Source organism: Amycolatopsis halotolerans (assembly GCF_042647905.1).
Lineage (GTDB): Bacteria > Actinomycetota > Actinomycetes > Mycobacteriales > Pseudonocardiaceae > Amycolatopsis > Amycolatopsis halotolerans.
Genome location: NZ_JBHRWI010000020.1, coordinates 595,113 through 620,573, shown reverse-complemented (window position 1 = coordinate 620,573; position 25,461 = coordinate 595,113). Strand labels below are relative to the sequence as shown.

The window sequence follows — 25,461 nt, the reverse complement described above, 5'->3', positions numbered from 1 at the left end:
GAAAAGCTATGCGGGGTGCGCATTTTCGCGTAACGCTTCGAGCATTGCGAACTGATAACGCCCGAGGACTTTCCGTTCTGCGGAAGTGAACTCCGCGAGCACCTCGGCGAGCCGCCCGAGCTCCGGTCCGGAGATCGCGTCGAGCCGTTCGCGGCCCGCCTCGGTGATCGTCACGAGCACCTTCCGGCGATCGGTCCGGTCGCGTTCGCGCAGCACCAGACCGGCCTTCTCCAACCGGTCGAGCACACCGGTCACCGCACCCGTCGACAAGCCGGTGAGCTGCCCGATTCGGCCTGGGGTAAGGGAATCCGCGGTTTGCCCGGCGAGCTCGAGAGCCTGCAGCTCGGTCGCGGAAAGCCCTTCGCGGGCGGCGTCGCGGGCGTGCCGGAGGACGGTGTGCGTGCGCAGCTGAGCCGCCAGCGCCGCGAAGTGAGTCAGCTCACCATTCGTCTCAGCGGTGCCCACCGAGTGCCTCCACATCGGAACCGAGGGTGGTTTCCAGGATTTTCGCAAGACTGCCTTTTCCGACCGTGCAAGCTATCCTGAGCGTAATGACAGCAGTACATCTCGGGTTTCCTCGCGTCCCCGGCAACCGAGGCCCGTCCGGCACGCCCCGGCCCGAGCACCCCGGTCTTGTCGATTCCTTCGGCCGCGTCGCGACGGACCTGCGGGTCTCCCTCACCGACCGGTGCAATCTGCGCTGCACGTACTGCATGCCCGCCGAGGGGCTCGACTGGATGCCCAGCGACCAGGTGCTCTCCGACGACGAACTGGTCCGGCTCATGCGGATCGCGGTGGAAATGCTCGGCGTCACCGACATCCGGCTCACCGGCGGCGAACCGCTGCTGCGCCCGGGACTCGAGCAGATCGTCGAGCGGATCACCGCGCTCGAACCGCGCCCCCGGGTGTCCATGACCACCAACGGGATCGGGCTCGCCAAGCGCGCCCCCGGCCTCGTCTCGGCCGGGCTCGACCGGATCAACGTGTCGCTGGACACCATCGACCGCGAGCGCTTCGCCGAACTGACCCGCCGCGACCGGCTGCCGCACGTGCTGGCCGGCCTCGCCGCCGCCCGCGACGCCGGGCTGTCGCCGGTGAAGATCAACTCGGTGCTGATGCGCGGGTACAACGAGCACGAGGCGGTCCCGCTGCTGCGCTTCTGCCTCGAAGAGGGCTACCACCTGCGGTTCATCGAGCAGATGCCGCTCGACGCGCAGCACGGCTGGAACCGCCGCGACATGATCACCGCCGAGGAGATCCTCGCGATGCTCGGCGAGGCCTTCACCCTCAGCCCGTTCCCCGCTCCGCGCGGCGGTGCGCCCGCTGAGCGCTGGCTGGTTGACGGCGGCCCCGGCGACGTGGGCGTGATCGCGTCGGTGACCAGGCCGTTCTGCTCCGCCTGCGAGCGCACCCGGCTGACCGCCGACGGAGCCGTCCGCTCCTGCCTGTTCTCGAACGACGAGACGGACCTGCGTTCCCTCGTGCGCGCGGGCGCGCGCGATGAGGAGGTGGCGGACGCGTGGCGCGACACGATGTGGCGCAAGCTCGCGGGCCACGAGATCAACGAGGCCGGCTTCGCGCAGCCGATCCGGCCGATGAGCGCGATCGGCGGCTGAGCCATGACCTCTCTTTCCCTGTCCTCTTCTTCCCCGGTGACAGTCGTCGTCCGGTACTTCGCCTCGGCACGGGCCGCGGCGGGCACTGAAGAGGAGAAGGTGGAGCTGGCGGGCGGCGCGACGGTGGCGGACGCCGTCCAGGCGCTGCGCGAGCTGCACCCCGGGCAACTTTCCCGCGTGCTCGACGCGGCGAGCTTCCTGGTCAACGAGGTGGCGGTCCGCGATCGCGGCCGCGCGCTCAGTGACGGCTCCCACCTGGACGTCCTCCCGCCGTTCGCCGGCGGATGAGCTGCCGGAAAGCCCCCGTTCGCCCGGCTGAGCGCCGCACTGAACGGCGGAGCCGCCAGTTCCGGCCGATTGGTCCGGACCACGGCGAATGGCGGCAATGGCGCGCTGAGCGGTCGGCACTCTTTATCCCTACTCTCCGAAGTGTTTCGCTCACGGCGTATTCGGGCACCTCAAAGAACCACTCCGCAGACAGTGGCCGACGGTTGACCAGTGGTTTAGAGTGCCCGCTCTTATCTGCTGCGAATGGCCCCTTGACGCGTTATCGACGTGACCCAAGCCTCACGATCCGTGAAATATCTCGGCTAGAAAACGGCCAGATAACGGCGCTCTGACCAGCGCAAACAAGCGGATCGAGCGAGGTTGCGTGCCGTTACTGTGACGTAGGTCACACCTCGAATGATTTCCGATCACGCTCGGAATTACGTACCGTCGCTTTTCGGTTGGCCCCGACCGACCAAGCAACACCGGGAATCCGTAGCGCCCAGCTCTGTCCAGCGGATCCCCGGACCCATACCCCGAGCGAAAGCATTTCCGGACAGAGACGAGGGGACGAAGACGGCGCGTCGTGCGACGTCCGCGTCAGCCGCCCGGCAACGGGCGGACGGGCTCCCAACCCGACCCACAGCAGCAAGCTCGTAGGCGCAGGAATCGAGAAGTCTTCACATGTCGTACCGAGGCAAGCACCGCAAGATGTCCGCTGCCACCCGCACCATCGCCCGTGTCGCAGTCGCGGGTATCGCGGTCGGCGCCCCCCTCGCGATCGCCGCGACCCCCGCGTCGGCGACCAACTGGGACGCCATCGCGCAGTGCGAGAGCGGCGGCAACTGGAACACCAACACCGGAAACGGCTACTACGGCGGTCTCCAGTTCACCCAGAGCACCTGGAAGGCCTACGGCGGCACCGGCAGCCCGCAGGGCGCGTCGCGCGACCAGCAGATCGCCGTCGCCGAGCGCGTCATGCAGGGCCAGGGCCCCGGCGCGTGGCCGGTGTGCAGCAAGAAGGCCGGCAGCTCGGCCTCCTCGCACAAGGCGACCCCGAAGAAGAGCACCGCCACCAAGAAGGCGACCCCGAAGAGCGTCGCCCCGAAGAAGGTCACCCAGCCGGTGGCCGCGCTGGTGGCGAACTCCAACCCGAACGGTGACTACACCGTCAAGGCTGGCGACACGCTCTCGAAGATCGCCAAGGAGCACGGCGTCCAGGGCGGCTTCCAGAAGCTGCAGGACCTGAACAAGCAGTACGTGTCGAACGCGAACTTCATCGTGGTCGGCCAGAAGCTCGCCACCAAGTGAATCCGAGCCTCTTCGTGAGGCTGGTTCCGGCGCAGCGACTGCTGTGACAGAACGTCCGAAGGGCCCCACCGCGTCAATCCCCTGGCGGTGGGGCCCTTCGTCGTGTCCGGGCTCACGAGGGGGTCAGGGCGAGTTGACCCATTCGTCGGTGCCGTCGGTGAAGTGCTGGTGCTTCCACACCGGAAGCCGTGCCTTCACCTCGTCCACCAGTTCCGCGCACGCGGTGAACGCCTGCCCGCGGTGCTCGGCGGCGACCGCGCAGGCGAGCGCGACGTCGCCGATCGTCAGCGCGCCGACGCGATGGCTCACCGCCACCGCCCGCACGCCCTTCCAGCGCGCCGCGAGGTCGTTGACCACCTCGGCGAGCACGTCGCCCGCGCTCGGGTGGCCCTCGTAGGTCAGGTCGCGCACGCCCTTGCCGCCGTCGTGGTCGCGGACCACGCCGGAGAACGTGACCACGGCACCCGCCGCGTCGTCCTCCACCAGCTGCGCGTGCTCCTCGACCGACAGCGGCTGGTCGCTCACGTTCGCCCGCAGGATCCGGACAGCAGGACCGGCCCGCACCGTCTCGCGCGGGTGGTCGCCACCGGCGAGCTGGTCCACCGCGTGGTCGAGGATGTCCTCCAGGACCCGCAGACCGTCCTTCACGCCGCCGCTCGACCCGGGAAGGTTCACGACGAGGGTTCGGCCCGCCACTCCGGCCACGCCGCGCGACAGCACCGCGGTGGGCACCTTCGGCAGCCCGGCCGCACGGATCGCGTCCGCGACGCCTGGCAGCTCGTAATCCAGCACCGCGCGGGTGACGTCCGGGGTCCGGTCGGTCGGCGAGATGCCGGTGCCGCCGGTCGTGAGGATCACCTGGACGCCGTCGGCGACGGCGGCCCGCAGCGCGACGCCCACCGGGTCGCCGTCCTCGACGACCACCGGCGGCGGCACGTCGTAGCCGCGGCCGGCCAGCCAGGCGACGAGCACCGGGCCGGTCTTGTCCTCGTAGACGCCCCGGGCGGCGCGATTGGACGCGACGATGACGCGCGCGGTGCTCATGGCCGCTCCCAGGTTCCGGTCTTGCCGCCGTCCTTGCGCAGCAACCGCACGTTGTCGAGCGTGGCGGCCGGGTCGACAGCCTTGATCATGTCGTGCAGCGTCAGCCCGGCGACCGCGACGGCGGTGAGCGCCTCCATCTCGACGCCGGTGACGTCCTTGGTCTTGGCCGTCGCGCTGATGTGGACCGCGGCGCCGTCCAGTTCGAACTCCACCTTGACCCCGGACAGCGCGATCTGGTGGCACAACGGGATCAGCTCGGGCACCCGCTTGGCGCCCATGATCCCGGCGATCCGCGCGGTCGCCAGCGCGTCGCCCTTGGGAAGGCCGCCTGCCGAAAGCAGGCCGACGACCTCCGCCGTGGTGTGGACGGTCCCGCCGGCGAGCGCGGTGCGCGCGGACGCCGTCTTGCCGGAAACGTCGACCATCCGGGCAGCGCCGGACTCGTCGACATGGCTGAGTTCACTCACGCCGCGAGGTTACTGCGCAACTTCGCCCAAAGTCCGTGAAGGGCTCCTTGCGGGAATCTGATTCCCGCAAGGAGCCCTTCACGGACGGAACGAGGCTGGGTCAGCCGGCTCGTTCGGCGCGGACGGCGTTGCGCACCGCTTCCGCCACTGCCGGGGCCACCGCGCTGTCGAACACGCTCGGCACGATGAACGACGCGTTGAGCTTGCCGTTGTCCACCACGTCGGCGATCGCGTCGGAGGCGGCCAGCAGCATGTTGTCGTCGATATTGTGCGCGGCGGCGTCGAGCAGGCCGCGGAAGACGCCGGGGAACGCCAGCACGTTGTTGATCTGGTTCGGGAAGTCGCTGCGGCCGGTGGCGACGACCGCGGCGTGCTTCTGCGCCTCCAGCGGGTCGATCTCCGGGTCCGGGTTGGCCAGCGCGAAGACGACCGCGTCGTCGTTCATCGTGGCGACCTGCTCCGCGCCGAAGAGGTTCGGGGCCGAGACGCCGACGAAGACGTCCGCGCCGACCAGCGCGTCGTGCAGGGTGCCGGACTTGCCGTCCTTGTTGGTGTGCTCGGCGATCCACGTGAGGTTGTCGTCGAGGTTGCCGCGCTCGGGGTAGACGATGCCGTCGATGTCGGCGGCCACGATGTCGCCCGGGTTCTTGCGCAGCAGCAGGCGGATGATCGCCGAACCGGCCGCGCCGACGCCGCTGACCACGATCTTGCAGTCCTCGATGTTCTTCCCGACCACGCGCAACGCGTTGCGCAGGGCGGCGACCACGACGATCGCGGTGCCGTGCTGGTCGTCGTGGAAGACCGGGATGTCCAACTGCTCGCGCAGCCGCTTCTCGATCTCGAAGCAGCGCGGCGCGGCGATGTCCTCGAGGTTGATGCCCGCGTACACCGGCGCGAGCGCCTTGGCGATCATGATGATCTCTTCGGTGTCCTGGGTGTCCAGGCAGACCGGCCACGCGTCGACGTCGGCGAACTTCTTGAACAGCGCCGCCTTGCCCTCCATCACCGGGAGCGCGGCGGCCGGGCCGATGTTGCCGAGGCCGAGCACCGCGGAGCCGTCGGTGAGCACCGCGACGGTGTTGCGCTTGATGGTCAGCCGGCGCGCGTCCTCGGGGTTCGCGGCGATCGCCTGGCACACGCGGGCGACACCCGGCGTGTACGCGCGGGAGAGGTCGTCACGGTTGCGGAGCGCGACCTTGGGGCTGACCTCGATCTTGCCGCCGAGGTGGATCAGGAACGTCCGGTCCGAGACCTTGCGCACGCGCACGCCCGGCAGCGAATCGAGCGCCGCGGTGATGTCCTGCGCGTGGTTTTCCGACAGCGCGTTGGCGCTGATGTCGATCACGATCGTGTCCGCGTGCGATTCGACGACGTCGAACGCCGTCAGCACGCCGCCGACGCGGCCGACCGCGGTGGTGAGATCGCCCGCGGCCGTGGTCGAGGCCGGGGCCTCGACCCGGACGGTGATCGAATATCCGGGACCGGGAACCGGCATGACACGTACTCCCCGCTGGTGGAGTGGGTTAGGACGGCTCGAATCTAGTCCGGTGACCCGCGCCACCACACCCCAACCGGGTGACTGACCAGTAACTTCAGGTCCGGGACGCCGCGGCTCGCGGCGATCCCGGACGCGGTCCGCAGGTCAGCGGTTGATCTCGGTCTCCGGGTGCACGTAAGGCACCTGCTCGAGCGGGAAGGCCAGGTCGCCGAACGGCGAAAGCGCCCCCTGCCGGTCCGAAGACAGCTCGGTGACCGGGTGCTCGCCCGGCTCGCCCGGCCACGTCGGGTCGATGCCCTTGCTCTGCTTGTCGCCCTTCGCCACTGCTTCCTCCGAGGCCCTCGTCCGGCAAACTCGACCACAGTCTGCCCGAACACGTCTCGTGCGCGCGCACCCGCCCGGTATCCTGGATGTCTATGCCCGCGACCTCTCTGGCGGACTGGCTGCGTGCGGAGTCCGACGACGCACTCGCCGAACTGCTGCGCACACGTCGCGATCTGTCCACCCCTCCTCCCTCCGACACCACCGTGCTCGCCACCCGCGCGGGCACGCCGGGGTCGGTCGCCCGCGCCTGCGAAGACCTCGACACATTCACCCTCGCGGTGATCGACGCGCTGCTGGTCTCCGGTGCCGACCTCGAGCCGACGCCGGTCTCCGCGGTGACGGCGCTGATCGGCCGTGACGTCAGCGAACCGCTCGCCCGGCTGCGCGCCCGGGCGCTCGTCTGGGGCGCCGACGACGAACTGCGGGTGCCGCCCGCGGCCCGCGACGCGCTCGGTCCGTTCCCGGCCGGGCTCGGCGCACCGTCTCCCGCGCTGGCCGCCACCGACATCGACGCACGGCTCGCGGAGGTCGGCGAGGACGAGCGCGCCGTGCTCACCGCGCTCGCCGCCGGGCCGCCGATCGGCCGCACCCGCGACGCGAGCTTCGACGTCGGCCTGTCCGACGCGGCCACGCCGGTGCAGAAGCTCCTCGCGCGCGGCCTGCTGCTGCGCCGCGACGACCAGACCGTCGAACTTCCCCGCGAACTCGGCCTGCTGCTGCGCGGCGGCCGCGCGTTCGAGCCGGACACGCTGGTCGAACCGGAGCTGCCCGTCCATCCACATCGGACGGACACAGTGGACCAGACCGCCGCCGGTGAGGCCATGGAGTTGTTGCGGCAGACGGAATCCCTGCTGCGGATGTGGTCGGATTCGCCTCCGCCGGTGCTCAAGGCGGGCGGGCTCGGGGTACGCGAGCTGAAGAAGGCCGCCAAGGATCTCGAAGTGGACGAGACCCGTGCGACGCTCCTCGCGGAGCTGGTCGTCGGCGCGGGACTCGTTGCGGACAGCGAAAACACCGCCCCCGAGTACGTGCCCACCATGCTCACCGACAGCTGGCTGGCGTCGCCGTCGGTGCAGCGGTGGATGACGCTCGCGCAGGCGTGGCTGGAGCTGCCGCGACTACCCGGTCTCGCCGGTGGCCGGGACGCGAAAGACAAGCCGATCGCGCCGTTGTCCGAAGAGCTGCGACGACCGCTCGCGCCGGTTTCGCGACATCGCGTGCTCACTGCGTTGACCGCGCTGAATCCCGGCGCAGGCGTGAAAAGCATCGACGAGCTGGTCGCCGTCCTTGCCTGGCGCGCGCCCCGGCGGGGTGGCCGGTTACGCGACGAAACCGTGCGTTGGACGATGGCCGAGGCGACCGCACTGGGCCTCGTCGGCCTCGGCGCCCTCACCACCGCCACCCGGTTGCTGCTGGAAGACGACCGCCCCGGCGCGGTCGAAGCGATGCACGACGCACTGCCCGCGCCGGTCGACCACGTGCTCGTGCAGGCGGACCTGACCGTCGTCGCGCCGGGCCCGCTGGAGCCGGAGTTGGCGGCCGACATGGCCGCGGTCGCGGACGTCGAATCCGCTGGGCACGCAACGGTTTACCGCATCACCGAGCCTTCGGTGCGGCGCGCGCTCGACACCGGGCGGACCGCGGACGAGCTGCACGCGATGTTCCGCGACAAGTCGGCGACGCCGGTGCCGCAAGGCCTCACGTACTTGATCGACGACGTCGCCCGCCGCCACGGACGTTTGCGCGGTGGCACCGCGGGATCGTTCCTGCGCTGCGACGACGAGGCTTTGCTCGCCGAGGTACTCGCTCATCCGGTAGCCGCGGAGTACGACCTGCGACTGATCGCCCCCACGGTGCTGATCAGCTCCGCACCTCTGGCTGAGGTACTGGAAGCCTTGCGTGGCGCGGGTTTCGCCCCTGCGGCGGAGGGTCCGGACGGCCGGGTAGTCGACCTGCGACCCACCGGACGTCGACTGCCCGCCCGCGCCCGCGCGGCTCGGGCCCGGCCGGGCGAGCAGGCGGTGCTGACCGACGACCAAGCGACGCGGATCGTGTCGAATCTGCGCGCCGGAGACCAAGCTTCGGCCCGGCGGCGGGGTTCGACGGTGCGCGCGCCCGGTGGCGGCGGTGCGGACACGACGGCGACGTTGGATCTGCTTTCCCGCGCGACGCTTGAGCAGCGCGAGGTGTGGATCGGTTTCGTCGATTCGCGCGGCACGGCGAGCCAGCGAGTGGTGCGTCCGTTGCGGGTCGGCGGCGGGGTGTTGGAGGGCGCCAATCATGAGCGGTATCCGTTGCACCGCATCACTTCCGCCGCGCTGGTCGAAGACTGACGCCGCCCCGATCGGGTCTTCTCAGCAGCAGCTGCGTGCGGCCCCGCCGCGGCGACGCGGAACATCAGCCGGGCCGTATGGCTGCCTGCCGCAGAGGTCCGTGAAGGGCTCCTTGAGGGAATCAGATTCCTTCAAGGAGCCCTTCACGGACCTTCACAGCGCCGGACGACCAGGAAGAACCCTGCGGCAGACGATCCTGGTGCGCAACGCAGGTGTCCGTGAGGGGAACCCTGAGGGACTCTGAGTCCCGCAGGGTTCCCCTCACGGACGTCCTCGGGAGCAGAGCCGCCCCGACGCGGCCAACTCGACGCCATTCGGCGCTACTGAGAAACCCCAATTCGGCGTTGGGTGCATCCCACGCACCCAATGCGGCGTTGGGTGCATCCCACGCACCCAACGCCGCATTGGGGCGGTTTTGGCTGAGGGAGCCGGAATCGCGCGGGCGGGGCAGAACAGGGCGAGGCAGGCGAACACGGCACGAAGCGGTTTTGGCTGAGCGAAACGGAATCGCACCGGCCGGGCAGCACAGGCGAGCACGGCGCGAAACAGAGCGAAGCGGGCGAACTGAGCCGGGCAGGAGCGGTCAGAGGTTGCGAAGCCCCTGCAGCACCCGTTCCATGAACTCCCTCGACGACCGGTCCCCCAGCACCAGATCGGTCTGGTGCAGCATCACGAGACCGATGTCGGCCATGTCGCCCACCAGCACCTTCACCACTCCGAGCGGCAGGTGCAGGTGCGCGGCGATCTCGGCGACCGATCGGGTGTCCAGGCACAGGTCGCAGATCCGCCGGTGCTCGATCGAGCGCACCCCGCGGTAACGGCGGCCCTCGTCGCTGGTGGAGACCAGGGCCTCGAGAGCGAGGTTGTGGTCCGAGCGAGTCCGGCCGCGGGTTCGCGCGTACGGCCGCACGCGCGATTTCGTCGGCTGCGCGGGCGGTTCCGGCTGCGCGGGTTCCTCGGCGGACCAGAACCGGTCCAATTCGGACACTCCGGAGGCCGGGCCGGGGTCGGGGTACGAGTACCGGTCCTCGGGCTCTTCGGCCAGCGCGTGCCTGCTGCGGGTGGCTTGTTCGACGTGCTGACGCTGGTACGCGGAGCCTTCCGGCACCACGCGGTCGTCGGCACCGGGCGAACCGGCGTACTCGTCGAATGAATACGGGTCGTGCGCGGCGGGGCGGCTAGGCGCGGGCGGAGGTGGCGGCGGCTCTTCCCAGCGGTGGTTCTGCTGGGGCTCTTCCCAATAACCGGACTCGCCGTCTTCGACCCATTCGTAGCCGTCGTCCCAGTTCTCCTCCTCAACCGGAGCAGGAACGGGGGGCGGCGGGGCCACCGGACGCGGGGCGACCGCCTGCCGCACCGGACGCGGAGCAGGTGCGGGAGCGGGAGCGGGCCGAGGTGCGGGCTCCGGACGCCGAGCAGCAGGCGGCGGGGAAGGCAGAGGAGGCGTGGCCCGCGGCTGCCGATGCGGCAGCCGCATGCTCAGCGAACTCAGCTCGTACCGGCTCGGCGAGTCGAACGACTCCCGTTCCGTGCCTTTGTGGAGGGCGTCCCAGGCGCCCGTGTCCTGGTCTCCGAAACCCGAGATCTTCATCGGCTACCCCAGCACCCCGCCGCCCTGCAGCTGGGCGCGCAGTTCCGGCGTGATCTGCTCGCCGACCCGCTCCACCAGCAGAGTCATCTCGTACGCGACCGTCCCGATGTCACACGTCGGCGCGGCGAGCACCGCGAGGCAGGAACCGTCCGAGACCGACATCAGGAACAGGTATCCGCGTTCCATCTCGACCACGGTCTGGTTCACGCCGCCCGCCTCGAAGCAGCGCGCCGCGCCCTGGGTCAGGCTGATCAGCCCGGACGCCACCGCCGAGAGCTGTTCGGCGCGCTCCTGCGGCAAGCCTTCCGAGGGCGCGAGCATCAGTCCGTCCGCCGACACCAGGACCGCGTGCGCCGCACCCGGGACCCGGCGCACGAAATCCGAGATCAGCCAGCTGAACGTGCCCTGGTCCGCTGGCCGGTCGGAATCGGTCACTGCCCCTCCAAGCTCCTCGAACGCTGCCGGACGCCCGTTCGCCGCCTGCCGGCCATCCTCGCCCGGCCGCGGTGAAGTCGTCGTTCCAGCGTATTCACGCACCCGGTCGTGTCGAGCGTGTGCCCGGGCACGGTACGTGTCTGCCGGATGTAACGTCGCGCGAACGCATGCACAACCACGCATTCGCGGGTCACTCGGTGGTGGCGGCGGCCACCGTGCGCAGCGGGATGTCCGTGCAGGTCACCGCCGGTCCGACGCCCCGATCAGGGGCGGCCGGCCTCGGGCGCGAGGGGACAGGACTACTCAGCCTGCCCCGCTCGGAGGCACCACTCCCCGAAGCGGGTGAAGCGCGCGGAGTTCACTCCAACGGCCGCACCCGAGCCGGGGTGTAACGGGAATCTGGGAGTCGGCGTACGCCTCCTTCGCAGACGACGGCGGGGACCGCGGACGGGACTAGCCCGCCCGCAAAGCCGTGTCGTGCGCGATCGCGTGCTGCACGACGGAGATCAGCACCTGCTTCGCCGAATCCCGCTCCCGCGCGTCGCACGCCATGATCGGCACCGACGGCGAGATGGTGAGCGCGTGCCGCACGTCTTCGATCTGGTGGTGCAGCAGCCGGTCGAAGCAGTTGATCGCCACGACGTACGGCAGCTTCCGGTTCTCGAAGAAGTCGATGGACGGGAACGCGTCCGCGAGCCGGCGCGTGTCCACGAGCACGACCGCACCGATCGCGCCGACGGCGAGGTCGTCCCACATGAACCAGAACCGGTGCTGGCCCGGCGTGCCGAACACGTACAGCACCAGGTCGGAGTCGAGCGAGATCCGGCCGAAGTCCATCGCCACCGTGGTCGTCGACTTGTTCGGCGTCGCCGACACGTCGTCGTGGCCCACGCTGGCCTCGGTCATCATGGCCTCGGTGGTCAGCGGGTCGATCTCGGAGATCGCCCCGACCATAGTCGTCTTGCCCGAACCGAACCCACCCGCGACCACGATCTTGGCCGACGAGGTCGGACCCGTATGCGGTGTGTTCGCGTCGGAGTCAAATTCTCCGAAGCCCACTGAGCACCCTTTCCATGAACTCGATACTGGGGCGGTCGCCCGAATTCGTGCTGCTGCTCGTGTGCACGAGCACCAGGCCGAGGCCCGCCACGTCACCAATCAGCACTCGCACCACGCCGAGCGGCAGCCGCAGCAGCGCGGCCACCTCGGCGACGGACCGGGTGTCGAGGCACAGGTCGCAGATGGACCGGTGCTCCGGCATCCGGACGCGGTCGAGCACCCGGCCCTGCTCGCTCGTCGACACCAGGGCCTCGATCGCGAGATCGTAGGTCGGCCTCGTGCGCCCTCGGGTACGGAAGTAAGGCCGGACCAGCCCGGAGGTCTCCACCTCGGCGGGCTCGTCCACGTATTCGCCGGCCGCCTGCATCGGCAGCGCGGCGGCCAGCTCGTTCGACGGGTAGCTCGGCGGCCCCGGCGACCCGTCGCGTTCGGCGCTGAACGCGGCGAACTCGGCCGAGTCGTACAGCGGTCCGCTCGCCCCGCCGAACAGCTCCGAACCCGGCCCGCCGAGCAGCCGCTCGCGGTACCCGGGCACCGCGGTGATGCCCGGCTGCTGCCCGGCATTGGAATCGGTCAGCCAGTTCGGCGGTTCGCGCACCGGTTCGGAATCCGCGGCTTGGACGTCCCTCGAACGCCATTCGCGGTCGACCCGGTCCCGGAAGGACTTCCAGTCCTCCCGGCTCTGATCCCGATCGCCCCAGCCCCCGGTGTGCTCGTCACCGAGCCGGCCATCGCCGCGCAAGCGCCCGTCGTCCACGGTTTACTCCTGTAGTCCTAGGTCCGCCTAGCGACGGACCGCAGCGCCCTGCAGTTGTGCCCGCATCTCCGGTGTCAGCTGCTGGCCGACCCGTTCGACCAGCAGCGTCATTTCGTACACCACCAAGCCGATGTCGCTCTCCGGCGAGCCCAGCACCGCGAGGCACGAGCCGTCGGACACCGACATCAGGAAGAGGAATCCGTTCGCCATCTCGACCACGGTCTGCGCGACCGGGCCGCCCTCGAACACCTTCGCCGCCCCGCGCGCGAGGCTGGTCAGCCCCGAGGCGACGGCCGCCAGCTGGTCCGCCCGGTCTTTCGGCAGCCCGCGCGAAGACGCGAGCAGCAGACCGTCGGCCGAGACGACCACCGCGTGCGCCGCACCGGGCACCCGGTGGACGAAGTCCGTGATCAGCCACGCGAAGCTGCTCGCCCCGCCGCCGGCTTGCCTGCCGTTCGGCTGCACCGAGCCGCCTCCCGGCTGCACTCCCGCCCGTGTCACTCTCGCTCCTCACTGCTGTCGCTCACATACCCGGCCCCGGTGACGCGAACCCCGTCGTCGTCGAGCCGGGCGTCCGGCGGCCGCTCCTTCAGTGCGTGCCTACCGGACTTGTACCCACGCTGGAAGCTTGCCATCCGGCTGCGGGCAGCCGTCGCCGAGCGGGTCATCGCACCCGTTCCGGGCATTCCGGCGGTCGCGTCGGTGAACGAGTTCTGCGCCTGCGCCGGTTCCGGCGCGTTGCCGATCGAGCCGGGGACCAGGTACGCGTTGGGCACGCGCTTGGGCAGCCCGGCGGACGTCATCTCCTCGTTCTTGGACTCGAGCAGCGACTGCGCCGCGTGCCAGCCCTCGTCGGAGACGCTGTGCCAGCTGTCGTCCTCCGGTTCCTCGGAACCGGGGTAGAGCGGCGTCGATTCGAGCGCCGCGGGCGCGGGCCGCCGCTCGGGCTCGGCTGCCCGGGTCTCCTGCGGCTCGACCGGAGCCGCGTGGCTCTCGGGGACCTCGGGGGATTCGGCGGCTTCCGGTTCCGGCACGGCGGCCCCGGCGGCGCCGGTGCCGTTCTCGCCGTCCTCGCCCTCGCTGAACCAGCGCGACAGCACCGACTGGTAGATCGGCAGCCGCCGGGTGGGCACGTCGTCCTCGAGCGCGGCGGAACCGTCCGGTTCGGCGGGCGGCTGCTCTTTCGGAGCTTCCGGCGCGACGTATTTCGGCTCCCGCTTCGGCAGCACCAGCGGCGGGAACTCGGTCTGCGCCAGGCTCGCGCCCTCGCCGTACGACTCGCGAGTGAGCGGCGCGAGGTCCTCCGCGGTCGGCCACGCCGGCGTTTCCGAGGCAGGCGTCGCCGGGCTGAGGAACGGACCGGCCGCGCGGTTGCCCGCGACGAGGTCGTCGAGGCTGATCGGCTGGTCGAGCGGGACCAGACCGCCGTTCTCCGACGCCCCGCCCGCCGAGCCCATCGCCTCGGTCAGCTCGGCGGCCGCGGGCGGCGGCGCGAGCGGAAGCGGGTTCGGCGGCTCCGGCTCGCGGTTCAGCGGCGGCAGGCTCGGGTGCGAGACCTCGTTGCGGTTCGGCGGCGGCGGGGTGTTCCGCATCGTCGGCGAAACCATCCGGACCTGGGTGAGCAGCTCGACCGGGACCACGACGCGGGCGATCACGCCGCCCTCGATGTCCTCGTTCTCGCGCAGCCGCACCTCGATGCCGTGGCGCTGGGCCAGCCGGGCGACCACGTACAGACCCATTCGCCGGGTCACCGACACGTCCAGGTCCGGCGGGTCGGCGAGGCGCTCGTTGACCTCGGCGAGGCGTTCCTCGGTCATCCCGACGCCGTGGTCGGTGACCTGGATCGCCAGCGCCTTCTTGCGCGTGATGACCGCGCGGACGGTGATCTTGGTTTCCGGTTCGGAGAAGTACGTCGCGTTGTCGAGCAGTTCCGCCAGCACGTGCACGAGGTCGTGGATCGCGAGGCCCTGCACCGCGACCTCGGGCACGATGCCGATCTCGATGCGGGCGTACTGCTCGATCTCCGACACCGCCGCGCCGATCACGTCGGCCGCCGGCACCGGCTTCGGCACCGACTTCGCGAGGCCCGCGCCCGAAAGCACCAGCAGCGATTCGCCGTTCCGGCGCAACCGGGTCGCCAGGTGGTCGAGTTCGAACAGGCTCGCGAGATGGTCCGGGTCCTGCTCGTCGGCCTCGAGCCGGTCGATCACCCCGAGCTGGCGTTCCACCAGCCGCTGCGACCGCCGGGAGAGGTTCACGAAGATGCCGTTGACGTTCTCGCGCAGCAGTGCCTGTTCGGCGGCCATCTTGACCGCCTGCTCGTGCACCACGTCGAACGAGCGCGCCACTTCGCCGATCTCGTCGCGGGTGAGGACCGGAACCGGGTCGACCGCCTTCTTCGAGGCGTTGACCGGGTCCGGGTCGTCCAGGATCGCCTGCACGGTTTCCGGCAGCCGGGTGTAAGCGACGTCCAGCGCGGTCTTCCGCAGCACCCGCAGCGGGCGCAGCATCAGGCGGGCGATGACGAGCATCAGCATCAGCGCGGCGACCAGCGCGGCGAGGACGATGACGCCGCCGACCCACGCCGACCGGACCGCGTTGCTGGCCAGTTCGTCGGCCTGCGCGCGCAGCTGGGTCAGCAGGTTGACCTCGACCGCGCGCAGCTTGTCCGCGGCGACGGTGGAGTCCTGGCCGAGCTTGGTGCCGTCGAGGTTGAGCGGCTGGCTCTGCTGGGCGAAGGAGAAGGCCTGCGTCTGCAACCGCCGACGCTCGTCGACCTCGGGTCCGGAGTAGGTGTCGTTGTAGAGCTGGACCTGGTCGCCGGTCGCGTTGGCGAGGAAGGCGGTGATCGACGCGTCGCCGCTGGCCTCGGCGGCCCGGGTCTCGTCGATCAGGTTGCCGGGGAAGTTGTCGCGGAACGCGGCGATCTGCAGCGCGGAGTCGCCGCGGAGGATGAACTCCTTCGCCTCGCTGATCGACTGCGTGCTCGTGCCGAGGCGGAGCAGGTCGCGGTCGGTCGTCGCGGTGGAGACCTCGCGGCCGAGCTGGATCAGCGAGTCGAGCACCGAGGAGTAGGTGTCGAGCACCGCGCGGTCGGAGTAGGCCGACGTGGTCATCGCCGCGCGCAGCGGGCGCAGCGCGTCGAGGCGCTGGAGGCCGTGCGCGTAGCGGTCGCTGGCCGCCTGGTCGTCGCTCTCGAGGTTGACCGCTGCGTTGCGCAGGTCGTCGACGTCGCGGTCGACCTTCGCCATCTGTGCGTCGAGGCCGGTCTGGCGCAGCGGGTCTCCCGAGGAGATCCGGACCACGGCCAGCGCGCGCTCGCGCTGCAGGTCGTGCACCACCGCGGTGACCTTCTCGGCGAAGGCGACCTGGTTGGCGGTGTGGTTGAGCTCCACCGCCGAGCGCACGTCGTCGACCACGCGCAGGACACCGAGGACCAGCGCGGTGATCGTGGGGATGAGGAGAATGAGCGCGAGCTTGGACCTCAGCCGCCAGTTGCCGAGCGCGAGCCAGGACCGCTGCTGCGCGGTCCCCGCGTTCTCCTGAGCGGAGGCCTCCCCTGCCCCCGCGGTGTCTTCGTTCGGCACCGCCGCACCACCGTCCGGGCCCGAGGGGCCCGTTGATTCCGAACCTGCCGTGCTCGTGGCCACTACGCGCACGCTCCCGGCAGGTAATCCGCCACCTGAGTGGTCTGGACCGCGCCCCGGACTGTTACACCCTTTCGAGTGAAAAGATCGACTTCCCGGTGCGGCTGCCCGTCGCCTCGGGCGCGGAATCGGTTCAGGTCTGGCATGACGTTCGGTCCCCGCACGTGGTCGATCTCTTGGTCCGTTCGGCCGAGGCCACCCTCCGCCGGCTAATAGCCGACGTGTGCGGAGAGCCTTTTCGCATGTCCCGCTCTCACTACATCGGTGGTCCACACCTCACACTGCAGGAGCAGAGGGTAGCGAACGCCTGGCCGATTTGTAACCCTCCAGAAGTTGCCCGGAGAGCACCCAGGCAGCGGATCAAGGCCCTTCGGGCACCCACGGGTCGTTCACATACCCCGGCATACCAGCGGATTCGATCACCTGATCGAGTGACCAGCAACACTTCTGAATCGTATATGAACACCCATTGTGAGTGATCGTCCTGGTTCTCTACAGTAGCCGCGTGACTCCGGACAATGAGCCACCTTCCCCCCGCGTCCATGCCAGACGCGGGCCCATTTGCTAGGAGCGACCTTGTTTGAAGAAGCGGTGAGCAGCCGGCGCGATTACGGCAGGCGAGGATTCCTGTCGCTCGCGATGGCGGGCGGCGTGGCCTTGACTGCCAGCGGATGCGGCCTGCTGGGCGGATCGGACGATTCGGGCAGCTCGAAGGGCGGCTCCGGGGTCGAGAAGGCCAAGATCAAGGTCTCGATCATGCCGACGATCGACGTGGTGCCTTTCCACCTCGCGGTCCAGAACGGCTACTTCAAGAACGAGGGACTCGAAGTCGAAGCCGTCGACGCCGCCAGCGGTGACGCCTCGCTGCAGAAGCTCCAGGCGGGCGAGGTCGACATCGCCTACGCGAGCTACACGCCGTTCTTCATCGCCAAGAGCAAGGGTGCCGCGGACATCAAGCTCGTCGCCGACGCCTCCTCGGCCGGCCCGAAGAGCACCGAGGTCGTGGCGATGCCGAACAGCAACATCAAGAACGTGCACGACTTGGCGGGCAAGAAGATCGCGATCACCGCGACCAACACGATTTGCGACACCCTGACCAAGTCGGTCATGCGCGACAACGGCGTGAACTTCAACGACGTCAAGTGGGTCTCGCTGCGGTTCCCGGACATCGGCCCCGCGGTCAAGCGCGGCGACGTCGACGCGGGCTTCCTCACCGAGCCGTTCATCACGCAGTCGGCGAAGGTCAACGGGACGGTCGAGGTCATCGACACCGCTTCCGGCGGTACGAAGGACTTCCCGACCGCGGGTTACGGCTCGCTCGGCAAGTTCACCGACGCGAACCCGAAGACCGTCGCGGCGTTCCAGCGCGCGATGCTCAAGGCCACCAAGGAAGCGTCCGACCGCTCCAAGATCGAGCCGCTGATGATCCAGTTCTCGAAGGTGGACGAGGCGACCGCGAAGATCACGAACCTGCTGACCTTCCAGTCCACTTTGGACGCACGGCGCATCCAGCGCGTGCCGGACCTGCTGCAGCAGTTCGGTTCCATCCAGTCGAAGATCGACGTGCAGTCGATGATCGTCCCGCAGGCGAACGCGTCCTGACGTGCGCCTCGTCCGGAACCTGACCGGCCTGCTCGGCTTCCTCCTGATCTGGGAGGCCGTCGTGCGGGCCGGTCTGATCGACCAGAACGACCTTCCCCCGCCCACCGTCGTGTTCGCCCGGATCGGCGAACTGCTCGGCGACGTCGAATTCGTCCGCGACGTGGTCGCCTCGGTGCTCGCGTGGATGATCGCGCTGCTCATCTCGATCGCCATCGCGGTCCCCGCCGGTCTGCTGCTCGGCAGCATCCCCTGGCTGCGCGACGCGACCAAGGCGATCGTCGAATTCCTCCGCCCGATCCCTTCCGTGGCACTGATTCCGCTGGTGCTGATCGTCGTCGGCGGCGGCCCGGAAGCGAAGATCACGCTCGCCGTGTACGCGGCGGTGTGGCCGATCCTCTTCAACACCATCTACGCGCTGGCCGAGATCGATCCGCTGCTGCTGGAAACCGCGCGCACGTACGGAACTCCGCGCTCGCGGGTGCTGACCTCGGTCGCGCTGCCGCACGCCGCGCCGTTCGTGTTCACCGGGATCCGCTTGTCCGCCGCGATTTCGCTGATCCTGGTGATCAGCACGGAATTCCTGGCCGGCGCGAAACTCGGCATCGGGCAGTTCGTGCTCGAGGCCAGTTCCGGGCCGGGCCGGATGGACCTGGTGCTCGCCGGAACGGTCATCGCCGGGATCCTCGGCTTCCTCGTCAACGAGGGCCTGGAACGGCTGGGGCATCGGCTGTTCCGCTGGAGCAGCGCCGTCGAAGGAGCCGCCGCGTGAGCGTGGTCGAGAAGCCGTCCACCGTGACGCGCCGGATGAGCCGCGGCATCAGCGGGTTCGCCCGCAAGTGGCTGCTGTTCGTGATCCTGGTGGTGCTGTGGGAGATCGCGACGCGGCTGAGCGAGAGCGTGTTCTTCCCGCCGCCGTCGAAGATCGTCGCCGCCGCGGCGAAACTGTGGTTCTCCGGACCGGCTTCGCAGCTGTTCCTCGGCGACCCGGTGTTCGACCACATCCTGCCGAGCCTCGGCCGGGTCCTGGGCGGCTGGCTGCTGTCGGTGGTGATCGGCGTCGCGCTCGGCACCGCGCTGGGCCGCTCGCGCACCGGAATGGACTACGTGGGGCCGCTGTTCGCGTTCTTCCGCGCCATCCCGCCGCCCGCGCTGGTGCCGGTGTTCATCATCCTGTTCGGCATCGGCCCCGGCATGCAGACCGCGACGATCATTTTCGGTTCGCTGTGGCCGGTCCTGATGAACACAGTGGACGGGGTCCGCTCGGTCGACAAGGTCAAGGTGGAGACGGCCCGCGCGTTCCGCACGCCGAAGCGGTACTGGATCGGGCTGGTCGTGCTGCCCGCGGCGCTGCCGAAGATCTTCGCCGGGCTGCGGCTGTCGCTCTCGATCGCGCTGATCCTGATGGCGATCTCCGAACTGGTGGGGGCGCTCAACGGCATCGGCTACGCGCTGCTCGCCGCCCAGCGCTCGTACGACTTCGACCAGATGTGGGCGTGGATCGTGCTGCTGGGCATCCTCGGGTACGGGTTCAACGCCGCGCTGCTCGGCATCGAACGCCGGGTGCTCGGCTGGCAGCCCGGCCGGAACTAGGAAGGTTTTCCCGTTATGTCGACCATGCTCGAGGTCTCCGGCCTCAGCCACCGCTACGGCAGCGGCGAGTCCGCGCACGTCGCGGTCAACGAACTGTCGTTCACGGTCGAGACCGGGCAGCTGGCGTGCATCGTCGGCCCGTCCGGCTGCGGCAAGTCCACGCTGCTGCGCGCGATCGCCGGCCTGATCCCGCCGTCCGGCGGCACGGTGAGCCTGCACGGCGACCGCGTCACCGCGGTGCCGGACGATCTCGCCGTGGTGTTCCAGGACTACAGCCGTTCCCTGTTCCCGTGGCTGTCGGTCGCGAAGAACGTGGAATTCCCGCTGCGCTGGAGCAAACTCGACAAGGCGACCCGGCGCGAGCGGGCCGCCGAAGCACTCGAGGCGGTCGGGCTTTCGGCCGCGGTGAACAAGTACCCGTGGCAGCTTTCCGGCGGCATGCAGCAGCGGGTGTCGATCGCCCGCGCGCTGGCGAGCCGTCCGGCGCTGCTGCTGATGGACGAGCCGTTCGCGTCGGTGGACGCGCAGACGCGGTTCGAGCTGGAGGACCTGCTGCGCCGGGTCCAGGTCGAACAGGGCACGACGGTTTTGCTGGTGACGCACGACATCGACGAAAGCGTGTACCTGGGCGACCGGGTGCTGGTGCTGTCGAAGTCGCCTGCGCGGATCGTTGCTGATTTGAAGGTGGACCTGCCCGCGCAGCGGGACCAGATCACGACGCGGGAATCGGCGGAGTTCGTTTCGCTGCGCGGTGAAGTGGCGCGGTTGCTGCACGGCCCGGCGGTTCAGGCCGCGGCGGATTTGGCGGAGCAGGAGGCGGCGGAGGCTGCTGCTTCCGAAGCTTCGGAGACAGTCGTTTCGGAGAAGAAGTAGTCACAGCTTCGGGAACCAGACCGAGACGTCGGCGAGAGCGTCGAGGGTGCCGGAATCTACTTGCCCGGCAACGGTTTCTGTTTCGGCGACCACCATCGCCCGTCCGTCCACCCGGGACCGGAAGTGGTGGCCGGAGAATTTCACGCCGTCGAGGCCGAGCAGGGCAGCGCCTAAGGGTTTGATGTCCCCGCTGCCCTGCACCTCCTCGACCTTCTCGCAGCCCTCGGCGTCGCTTTTCTTCGGAAACCCCACGCGGGCAACGGAAATCACCGCGGCGTTGCCGTGTCCGTCGCCGACGGCGAAGAGGTTTCGGTCCAAAGAGGTGCAGCGGTGCTCCGCGAGATACTCGCGGACGCGGTCGGTGGAGTTCAGCAGGCAGTCGATCTCGTGTTTCGCTGTCTGCTTGAGCTGTTTGAGCTTGAAGCGGCTGAAGGTCTCGTCCTTGCGGCCGCGCTTCGCGGATTTCTTGCCCTCTGCTTTGCGGGTCTCAAGACTGCGGCCGGGCAAGGAATCCGCTGCGTCACCGGCGAGGTTTCCGGGCAAAGCCTCTGCCGCCGCCCCGGATCCCACGCTCGCCGACCCGCCGATTCCGGCCGCGGTACCGCCTCCGACGACAGCGACTATCGCCGCTCCCGCCACGAAGACCTTCGCGCCACCGCCCTCGTCTATCGGGACTACCCGACCGTCCTTAAGCGTCCGGAACTTCTGCTTCGCCACTCGCTGTCCCTCCCCTGGACACCAAGACCGAAGCGGTCAAGATAGCCCTTGAGCAGCGAGAACTCACTCGGTTCCGGCCGGGTTCACCCGTTCAGCCCTTAGCCCGGGAGTCCGGCCCGGTCTCGTCCGGACCGATCTCCGGCAGCGTCCGCACGCCGAGCACGTTGGCCCCCACCAGCTTCCGGGTCGCCAGGTTTCCCATCGGCATGAACGTGCTCGCCTGCACGTCCCGCCACATGCGCTCGAACGGCAGCGCCTTCGTGTAAGACATGCCGCCCAGCGCGTCGACCAGCCGCTGCATCACCTGGACCGCGTTGTTCGCCGCCGTGTACTTCACCACCGCGCTGCGGGCCACGCCGTCCTGGATGTCCCCGGTGAACAGGCGGCGGCTCGTCACCTCCTCGGCCTGGCGGTAGATCAGCGCGCGGGAGCTCTCCAGCAGGATCTGGCATTCGCCGATCACGTCCTGCAGCACCGGGTCCTCCGCCTTGCCGCGCTGGATCAGCGTCTGCACGGTCCAGTCCAGTGCGCCCGCCGCGACTCCCGTGTAGACCGCCGAGAACGCCGGCATCGCCCAGGCCCACACGGTTTCCAGCACCCGCGAGTCGAGGTGCTTCACCGGCAGCGAGTGCACGACCGCCGCGTCCTCGACGAACACCTTGTCCAGTTCGACGTCGTTGCTCTGGGTCCCGCGCATGCCCATGGTGTTCCACGTCTGGTGGATCGTGACGCCGGGCTGGTCCAGCCCGATCTGGCACAGCAACAGCCGCGGGCCGCCGTCGGCGTCCTCGTAGCGGGCGGTGGTCGAGCAGTGCGTGGCGACGGCCGAGTTGGTCGCGAAGCTCTTGCGGCCGGTCAGTTCGAAGCCGCCTTCGACGCGGACAGCGCGGGTTTTCGCGTCCGTCATGTCGTTGCGCAGACCCGTTTCGCTGGTGATCGACGCCCACACCAGTTCGCCGTCCACCGCTTTGCGCAGCAGTTGCGCCAGCCGAGGCGCCTTCGTGCGCCGCCACACGCTCGCCCACTGTCCCAGCGGCGACAGGTGCATCGTGAACGCCAGCGCGGTCGCGCCGTCGCCCATCGCGAGCCGTTCCAGCACCGGCAGGATTTCCGGCAGCCCGGCTCCGGAGCCGCCCAGCTCCTCCGGGACCGACAGCCGCAGGAAGCCCGCCTCGCGCAGGTCGTCGTAGTTCTGGTGCGGGAACGTGTTGTCCCGGTCGTGCTCGGCCGCGCGCTCGGCGAAAATGTCCGCGAGCTTGGCGGCGCGGTCGACGAGGGCCTGCTGCTTCGGCGTCAGGAGAGGCTGCACCCGGCCATCAAAACAGCGTCCCGGATCTTGGTCAATCAGCCATTGTCCGTAGCCGCCGCAGTCCACAAGACACGCGCGAGCGCCTGCCCCGGCGACCGGGACAGGCGCTCGCGACAGCCGTTGTCAGCCGATCAGTTTGGACAGTCCGGAGCCGTTGAACGAACCCCAGCCGGTCGTCTGGTCGTAGCCCTTGCCGGCGGAGAAGCCGGTGGTGCCGTTGAAGGTGTTGTTGCCGGTGGTCACGTCGTGGAAGCCGGAGCCGTAGGAGGTACCGTTGCCGATGCCGTAGAACTTCGCGTTCAGGTTGCCGAGGCCGCCCTTGTGGACCTGGTTCTGCAGCGCCGCGAAGCCCGCCCACAGCGGAGCCGCGCCCGAGGTGCCCCACACGTTGCCGGCCTGTCCGCCGGAGATGATCGTGTACGCCGAGCCCTGGGCCGCGTCACCGGCGACGTCCGGGACCTTGCGCTTGGTCGTGCTCTGCTTCGACTGCCACGACGGCGCGGCGAAGATCGTCGAGATGCCACCGCCGCCGGCACCGCCCGAGGCGCCGTCGTTCCACGTCGTCTCGCTGCTGTAGCCGTTCGACGAGTTCACCGTCAGCTGCGTGCCGCCCACGCCGGAGACGTTCGGGCTCGACGCCGGGAAGTCAACGGCCTGGGACTTGCTGCCGGTCTGGCGGGCGCAGTCGGTGGTGCCGTCGTCGCCCGCGGCGGCGAAGTAGCTGATGCCCTCCGCGGTGCCGGTCGCGAGCGCCTTGTCGACGCTCTTGGCCGCGGCCGAGCCTTCCGCCGCCTCGCAGGAGCCCCACGAGATCGAAACGACGCTGACCTTCTTGTCCGACGCGATCTGCTGGTACATCGCCAGCTCGCCCGCGTTGGAGTTCGGGGCCTCGTACACGTAGTCGTTCGCCGGGGCGGCGAGCGCGTGCACGACCTCGATGTCCAGGTCGACCTCGGTCTGGCCGTCGCCGGGGCTCGAGTCGTAGTTGGCTCCGCTGACCGAAACCGTGTTGACCGAACCGCCCTTGAGGCCGTACTTCGTGTCGTACGCGGTGATGTCGGACTTCTTGTAGCCGTCGAACTCCACGAAACCGACATTCACGCCAGCGCCGGTGGCGGACATGCCGCTGGTGCCGTACGCGGTCTTGAGGATGGTCGGAGTGACCGGCTTGACCGTGCGCGGCGCCTGCGTCGGCTTCGCGTGGTGCTTCACCGCGTGGTTGTCGAGGCCGACGACCGAATCGACCACCGAGGACACCGACGCGGGCAGTTCCGGCGCGGAGTCGTTCGCGTAGAACTTCCGGCCGGTGACGGTGTCGGTGTAATTGCCGATGCGCGTATGGAAGGCGGATTCCAGCTGTCCGGCAGTCGCCGAGAAGGTGATCGCCTGACGGTTTCCGGAAACCTGAATACCCTGCGCGCCGCCGCGCTTGAGGAAATTCACCGCCTGATCGGCTTCGGCTTGCGTTGGGCCGAATGTAGCAGTGAACTGCTCCGGAGAGAGGAATCGGTGGTACTGCGACGAGGCCGGGTCCTGCACGTCGGAAAGGAAGCGGGCGAGCGCCTGCTGGTTGTGCAGCTTGAGGGACAGTGCGGCGGGAATCTGCTGATCGGCGGCAACATCGCCGGACCGCGCGCTGGCGGCGAGCGGTGCGGCGTTGCCGGAGAGGGCGACCAGCGGATCGGCGTTCGCGACGCCGGCCACGGACAGGCACAGCAACGCCGGCAGCGGAACCGCGGCGGCGACGAGCTTGCGCAAGCGCATGAGAATTCCTCTCGAGAGGCGGGGACCGAGCCGGCAAAATCGCGGTACCGACCCGTATCACCGACCCTAAAAAACCGCACGAAACAAAGAAACCTACTTTTGGCTGACCTTATCTCGGTTGGTTTGTTTTCCACTTGCACGATTGATGACTGATTCACGCCGCGATGTCCCGCCGAATCCGGAAACCATCGTAAGGCGCGAGCCGGAAGCGCCGGACAATCCGGACCGGTTGCGCTCACACGCGCACTGTGGTCGTCAAGCAAAGAAGGGAACCTTGCCGGAATTGGAATTCCCGGCGAGGTTCCCTTCTCGACGACCGGCCTCGACGGCTCGCGCGGCTTCTCCACTCGCGCGGGGTTTGCGGTCCGTGAGGGGAACCCTGAGGGAATCAGATTCCCTCAGGGTTCCCCTCACGGACTTCAAGTCACAGTCACATCGCGACAAATAGGGCATTTCGGTGCCGGTTTCGTCCTTTGTGGACGGTTTAGCGGACCGAGGTGTCGAGCGGCTTAAGTTCCTGGCATTGACTCTGATTCCCTCACGGACCCGAAGATCCGCACCCGCTGCCGAGAGAGCGTCAGCCCTTGACGAGTTCGGCCCACTCGCGCACGGCCGCCGGGTCCACCGGTGCGTCCCAACCGGACGTTCGCACCGCGCCGCCCACGTGGAATCCGCGCACGCCGCCCGCCCGCAGCAAATGCACCTGCTGCGCCCGCAAACCGCCGCCGACCAACAGGGCCGGGCCGTCGGTGCGCCGCGCGAGCTGCTGCAGCACCGACAGTCCACTCGCGACACCGTTCGCGTGCCCCGCCGCCAGCACGGTGTCGCAGCCGAGCTCCGCCAGCACGTCGTACGCGGCGATCGGGTTGCGCGAACGGTCGATGGCGCGGTGGAACGTCCACGGCCGTCCGTCGATCTCCTTCAGCAGCACACGGCACGCCTCGGCGTCCACTTCGCCGTCCTCGGTCAGGAAGCCGAACACGAACTCCCGCGCGCCCGCGGACACCAGGCGGGCCGCCGAAGCGCGCACCTCGTCGATCGCGCGGGCGTCGAAAGTGTTCTCCGCGCGCAGCATCACGCGCACCGGCAAATCAGTGGCCGCGAGCACCTCGCGCACCGTCGCCTCGCTGGGGGTGAGCCCGTCGCTGGCCATGTCGGCGACCAGTTCGAGCCGGTCCGCTCCGCCCTCCTGCGCCCGCTCCGCGTCGTGGCAGCCCAGCGCGATCACTTCCAGCAGGGCGGTGTTCGAACTCATGC

Annotated in this window: 23 protein-coding genes; 8 read left to right on the top strand and 15 right to left on the bottom strand. The window is 69.3% G+C overall.

The genetic code is table 11. The annotated features are described in order from the left end of the window. Nucleotides 1-6: 6 nt before the first annotated feature. Entirely contained in the window at nucleotides 7-465 is a 459-nt protein-coding gene (locus ACFORO_RS18020) for a MarR family winged helix-turn-helix transcriptional regulator (RefSeq protein ID WP_377870985.1), read from the bottom strand. A gap of 86 nt (nucleotides 466-551) precedes the next feature. Between ACFORO_RS18020 and moaA the strand changes: the two genes are divergently transcribed. From moaA to ACFORO_RS18005, 3 genes are all read left to right on the top strand, one after another. Continuing rightward, nucleotides 552-1,616, top strand: coding sequence for a GTP 3',8-cyclase MoaA (moaA, locus tag ACFORO_RS18015; protein WP_377870986.1), 1,065 nt, complete (start codon nucleotides 552-554; stop codon nucleotides 1,614-1,616). Between the two features lie 3 nt (nucleotides 1,617-1,619). After that, a complete protein-coding gene (locus tag ACFORO_RS18010; protein WP_377870987.1) occupies nucleotides 1,620-1,904 on the top strand; it encodes a MoaD/ThiS family protein in 285 nt (94 codons plus the stop codon). A gap of 663 nt (nucleotides 1,905-2,567) precedes the next feature. Beyond that, entirely contained in the window at nucleotides 2,568-3,194 is a 627-nt protein-coding gene (locus tag ACFORO_RS18005) for a transglycosylase family protein (RefSeq protein WP_354751067.1), read from the top strand. Nucleotides 3,195-3,317: 123 nt separating this feature from the next. Here the strand turns inward: ACFORO_RS18005 and ACFORO_RS18000 are convergent, their stop codons facing one another. From ACFORO_RS18000 to ACFORO_RS17985, 4 genes are all read right to left on the bottom strand, one after another. After that, nucleotides 3,318-4,238, bottom strand: coding sequence for a molybdenum cofactor biosynthesis protein MoaE (locus ACFORO_RS18000; protein WP_377870988.1), 921 nt, complete (start codon nucleotides 4,236-4,238; stop codon nucleotides 3,318-3,320). After that, nucleotides 4,235-4,705, bottom strand: a complete 471-nt coding sequence (gene moaC, locus ACFORO_RS17995; protein ID WP_354751069.1) for a cyclic pyranopterin monophosphate synthase MoaC — start codon at nucleotides 4,703-4,705, stop codon at nucleotides 4,235-4,237. Before moaC ends, ACFORO_RS18000 begins: the two co-directional genes overlap by 4 nt. Nucleotides 4,706-4,805: 100 nt before the next feature. Then, nucleotides 4,806-6,200, bottom strand: a complete 1,395-nt coding sequence (locus ACFORO_RS17990) for an NAD-dependent malic enzyme (protein ID WP_377870989.1) — start codon at nucleotides 6,198-6,200, stop codon at nucleotides 4,806-4,808. Between the two features lie 147 nt (nucleotides 6,201-6,347). After that, nucleotides 6,348-6,527: a hypothetical protein gene (locus tag ACFORO_RS17985; RefSeq protein ID WP_037807827.1), complete on the bottom strand. Its 180-nt coding sequence runs from the start codon at nucleotides 6,525-6,527 to the stop codon at nucleotides 6,348-6,350. A 92-nt stretch (nucleotides 6,528-6,619) separates the two neighbouring features. Here ACFORO_RS17985 and ACFORO_RS17980 point away from each other — a divergent pair, with 92 nt between their 5' ends. After that, a complete protein-coding gene (locus ACFORO_RS17980; RefSeq protein WP_377870990.1) occupies nucleotides 6,620-8,860 on the top strand; it encodes a helicase-associated domain-containing protein in 2,241 nt (746 codons plus the stop codon). A gap of 583 nt (nucleotides 8,861-9,443) precedes the next feature. On the opposite strand, the gene ACFORO_RS17975 is transcribed toward ACFORO_RS17980, so the two are convergent. The 6 genes from ACFORO_RS17975 to ACFORO_RS17950 form a co-directional block, all read right to left on the bottom strand. Then, the gene (locus ACFORO_RS17975; RefSeq protein ID WP_377870991.1) at nucleotides 9,444-10,451 is read right to left on the bottom strand and encodes a DUF742 domain-containing protein; all 1,008 of its coding nucleotides are present in this window, start codon (nucleotides 10,449-10,451) and stop codon (nucleotides 9,444-9,446) included. Between the two features lie 3 nt (nucleotides 10,452-10,454). Beyond that, nucleotides 10,455-10,886 (bottom strand): roadblock/LC7 domain-containing protein, encoded by a 432-nt coding sequence (locus ACFORO_RS17970; RefSeq protein ID WP_009083953.1) that lies wholly within the window; start codon nucleotides 10,884-10,886, stop codon nucleotides 10,455-10,457. Nucleotides 10,887-11,339: 453 nt separating this feature from the next. Beyond that, nucleotides 11,340-11,945 carry a GTP-binding protein gene (locus tag ACFORO_RS17965; RefSeq protein ID WP_067594789.1) on the bottom strand — a complete coding sequence of 202 codons (606 nt, stop codon included), beginning with the start codon at nucleotides 11,943-11,945 and terminating at the stop codon, nucleotides 11,340-11,342. Next, a complete protein-coding gene (locus ACFORO_RS17960) occupies nucleotides 11,926-12,702 on the bottom strand; it encodes a DUF742 domain-containing protein (RefSeq protein ID WP_377870992.1) in 777 nt (258 codons plus the stop codon). The genes ACFORO_RS17965 and ACFORO_RS17960 overlap by 20 nt, the downstream gene beginning before the upstream one ends. A gap of 27 nt (nucleotides 12,703-12,729) precedes the next feature. Then, nucleotides 12,730-13,203, bottom strand: coding sequence for a roadblock/LC7 domain-containing protein (locus ACFORO_RS17955; RefSeq protein WP_377870993.1), 474 nt, complete (start codon nucleotides 13,201-13,203; stop codon nucleotides 12,730-12,732). Continuing rightward, on the bottom strand, nucleotides 13,200-16,289 hold the full coding sequence (locus ACFORO_RS17950; RefSeq protein WP_377870994.1) for a nitrate- and nitrite sensing domain-containing protein: 3,090 nt from the start codon (nucleotides 16,287-16,289) through the stop codon (nucleotides 13,200-13,202). Before ACFORO_RS17950 ends, ACFORO_RS17955 begins: the two co-directional genes overlap by 4 nt. Before the next feature lie 699 nt (nucleotides 16,290-16,988). Here ACFORO_RS17950 and ACFORO_RS17945 point away from each other — a divergent pair. From ACFORO_RS17945 to ACFORO_RS17930, 4 genes are read left to right on the top strand one after another with little or no spacing between them, the layout of a single operon-like run. Continuing rightward, nucleotides 16,989-17,951 (top strand): ABC transporter substrate-binding protein, encoded by a 963-nt coding sequence (locus tag ACFORO_RS17945; protein WP_377871184.1) that lies wholly within the window; start codon nucleotides 16,989-16,991, stop codon nucleotides 17,949-17,951. A 1-nt stretch (nucleotide 17,952) separates the two neighbouring features. Next, nucleotides 17,953-18,720: an ABC transporter permease gene (locus tag ACFORO_RS17940; protein ID WP_344264904.1), complete on the top strand. Its 768-nt coding sequence runs from the start codon at nucleotides 17,953-17,955 to the stop codon at nucleotides 18,718-18,720. Then, nucleotides 18,717-19,541 carry an ABC transporter permease gene (locus ACFORO_RS17935; RefSeq protein WP_377870995.1) on the top strand — a complete coding sequence of 275 codons (825 nt, stop codon included), beginning with the start codon at nucleotides 18,717-18,719 and terminating at the stop codon, nucleotides 19,539-19,541. Before ACFORO_RS17940 ends, ACFORO_RS17935 begins: the two co-directional genes overlap by 4 nt. 15 nt (nucleotides 19,542-19,556) lie before the next feature. Beyond that, nucleotides 19,557-20,414 (top strand): ABC transporter ATP-binding protein, encoded by an 858-nt coding sequence (locus ACFORO_RS17930; RefSeq protein ID WP_354740045.1) that lies wholly within the window; start codon nucleotides 19,557-19,559, stop codon nucleotides 20,412-20,414. Here ACFORO_RS17930 and ACFORO_RS17925 read toward each other — a convergent pair whose 3' ends face one another. The 4 genes from ACFORO_RS17925 to ACFORO_RS17910 all read right to left on the bottom strand — a co-directional run bounded on the left by ACFORO_RS17925 (nucleotide 20,415) and on the right by ACFORO_RS17910 (nucleotide 25,459). Beyond that, nucleotides 20,415-21,131, bottom strand: coding sequence for a hypothetical protein (locus ACFORO_RS17925; protein WP_377870997.1), 717 nt, complete (start codon nucleotides 21,129-21,131; stop codon nucleotides 20,415-20,417). Nucleotides 21,132-21,222: 91 nt separating this feature from the next. Continuing rightward, nucleotides 21,223-22,440, bottom strand: a complete 1,218-nt coding sequence (locus ACFORO_RS17920; RefSeq protein WP_377870998.1) for an acyl-CoA dehydrogenase family protein — start codon at nucleotides 22,438-22,440, stop codon at nucleotides 21,223-21,225. A 123-nt stretch (nucleotides 22,441-22,563) separates the two neighbouring features. Then, nucleotides 22,564-24,204 carry a S53 family peptidase gene (locus ACFORO_RS17915; protein WP_377870999.1) on the bottom strand — a complete coding sequence of 547 codons (1,641 nt, stop codon included), beginning with the start codon at nucleotides 24,202-24,204 and terminating at the stop codon, nucleotides 22,564-22,566. A gap of 577 nt (nucleotides 24,205-24,781) precedes the next feature. Next, nucleotides 24,782-25,459 carry a copper homeostasis protein CutC gene (locus ACFORO_RS17910; RefSeq protein ID WP_377871000.1) on the bottom strand — a complete coding sequence of 226 codons (678 nt, stop codon included), beginning with the start codon at nucleotides 25,457-25,459 and terminating at the stop codon, nucleotides 24,782-24,784. Nucleotides 25,460-25,461 lie beyond the last annotated feature (2 nt).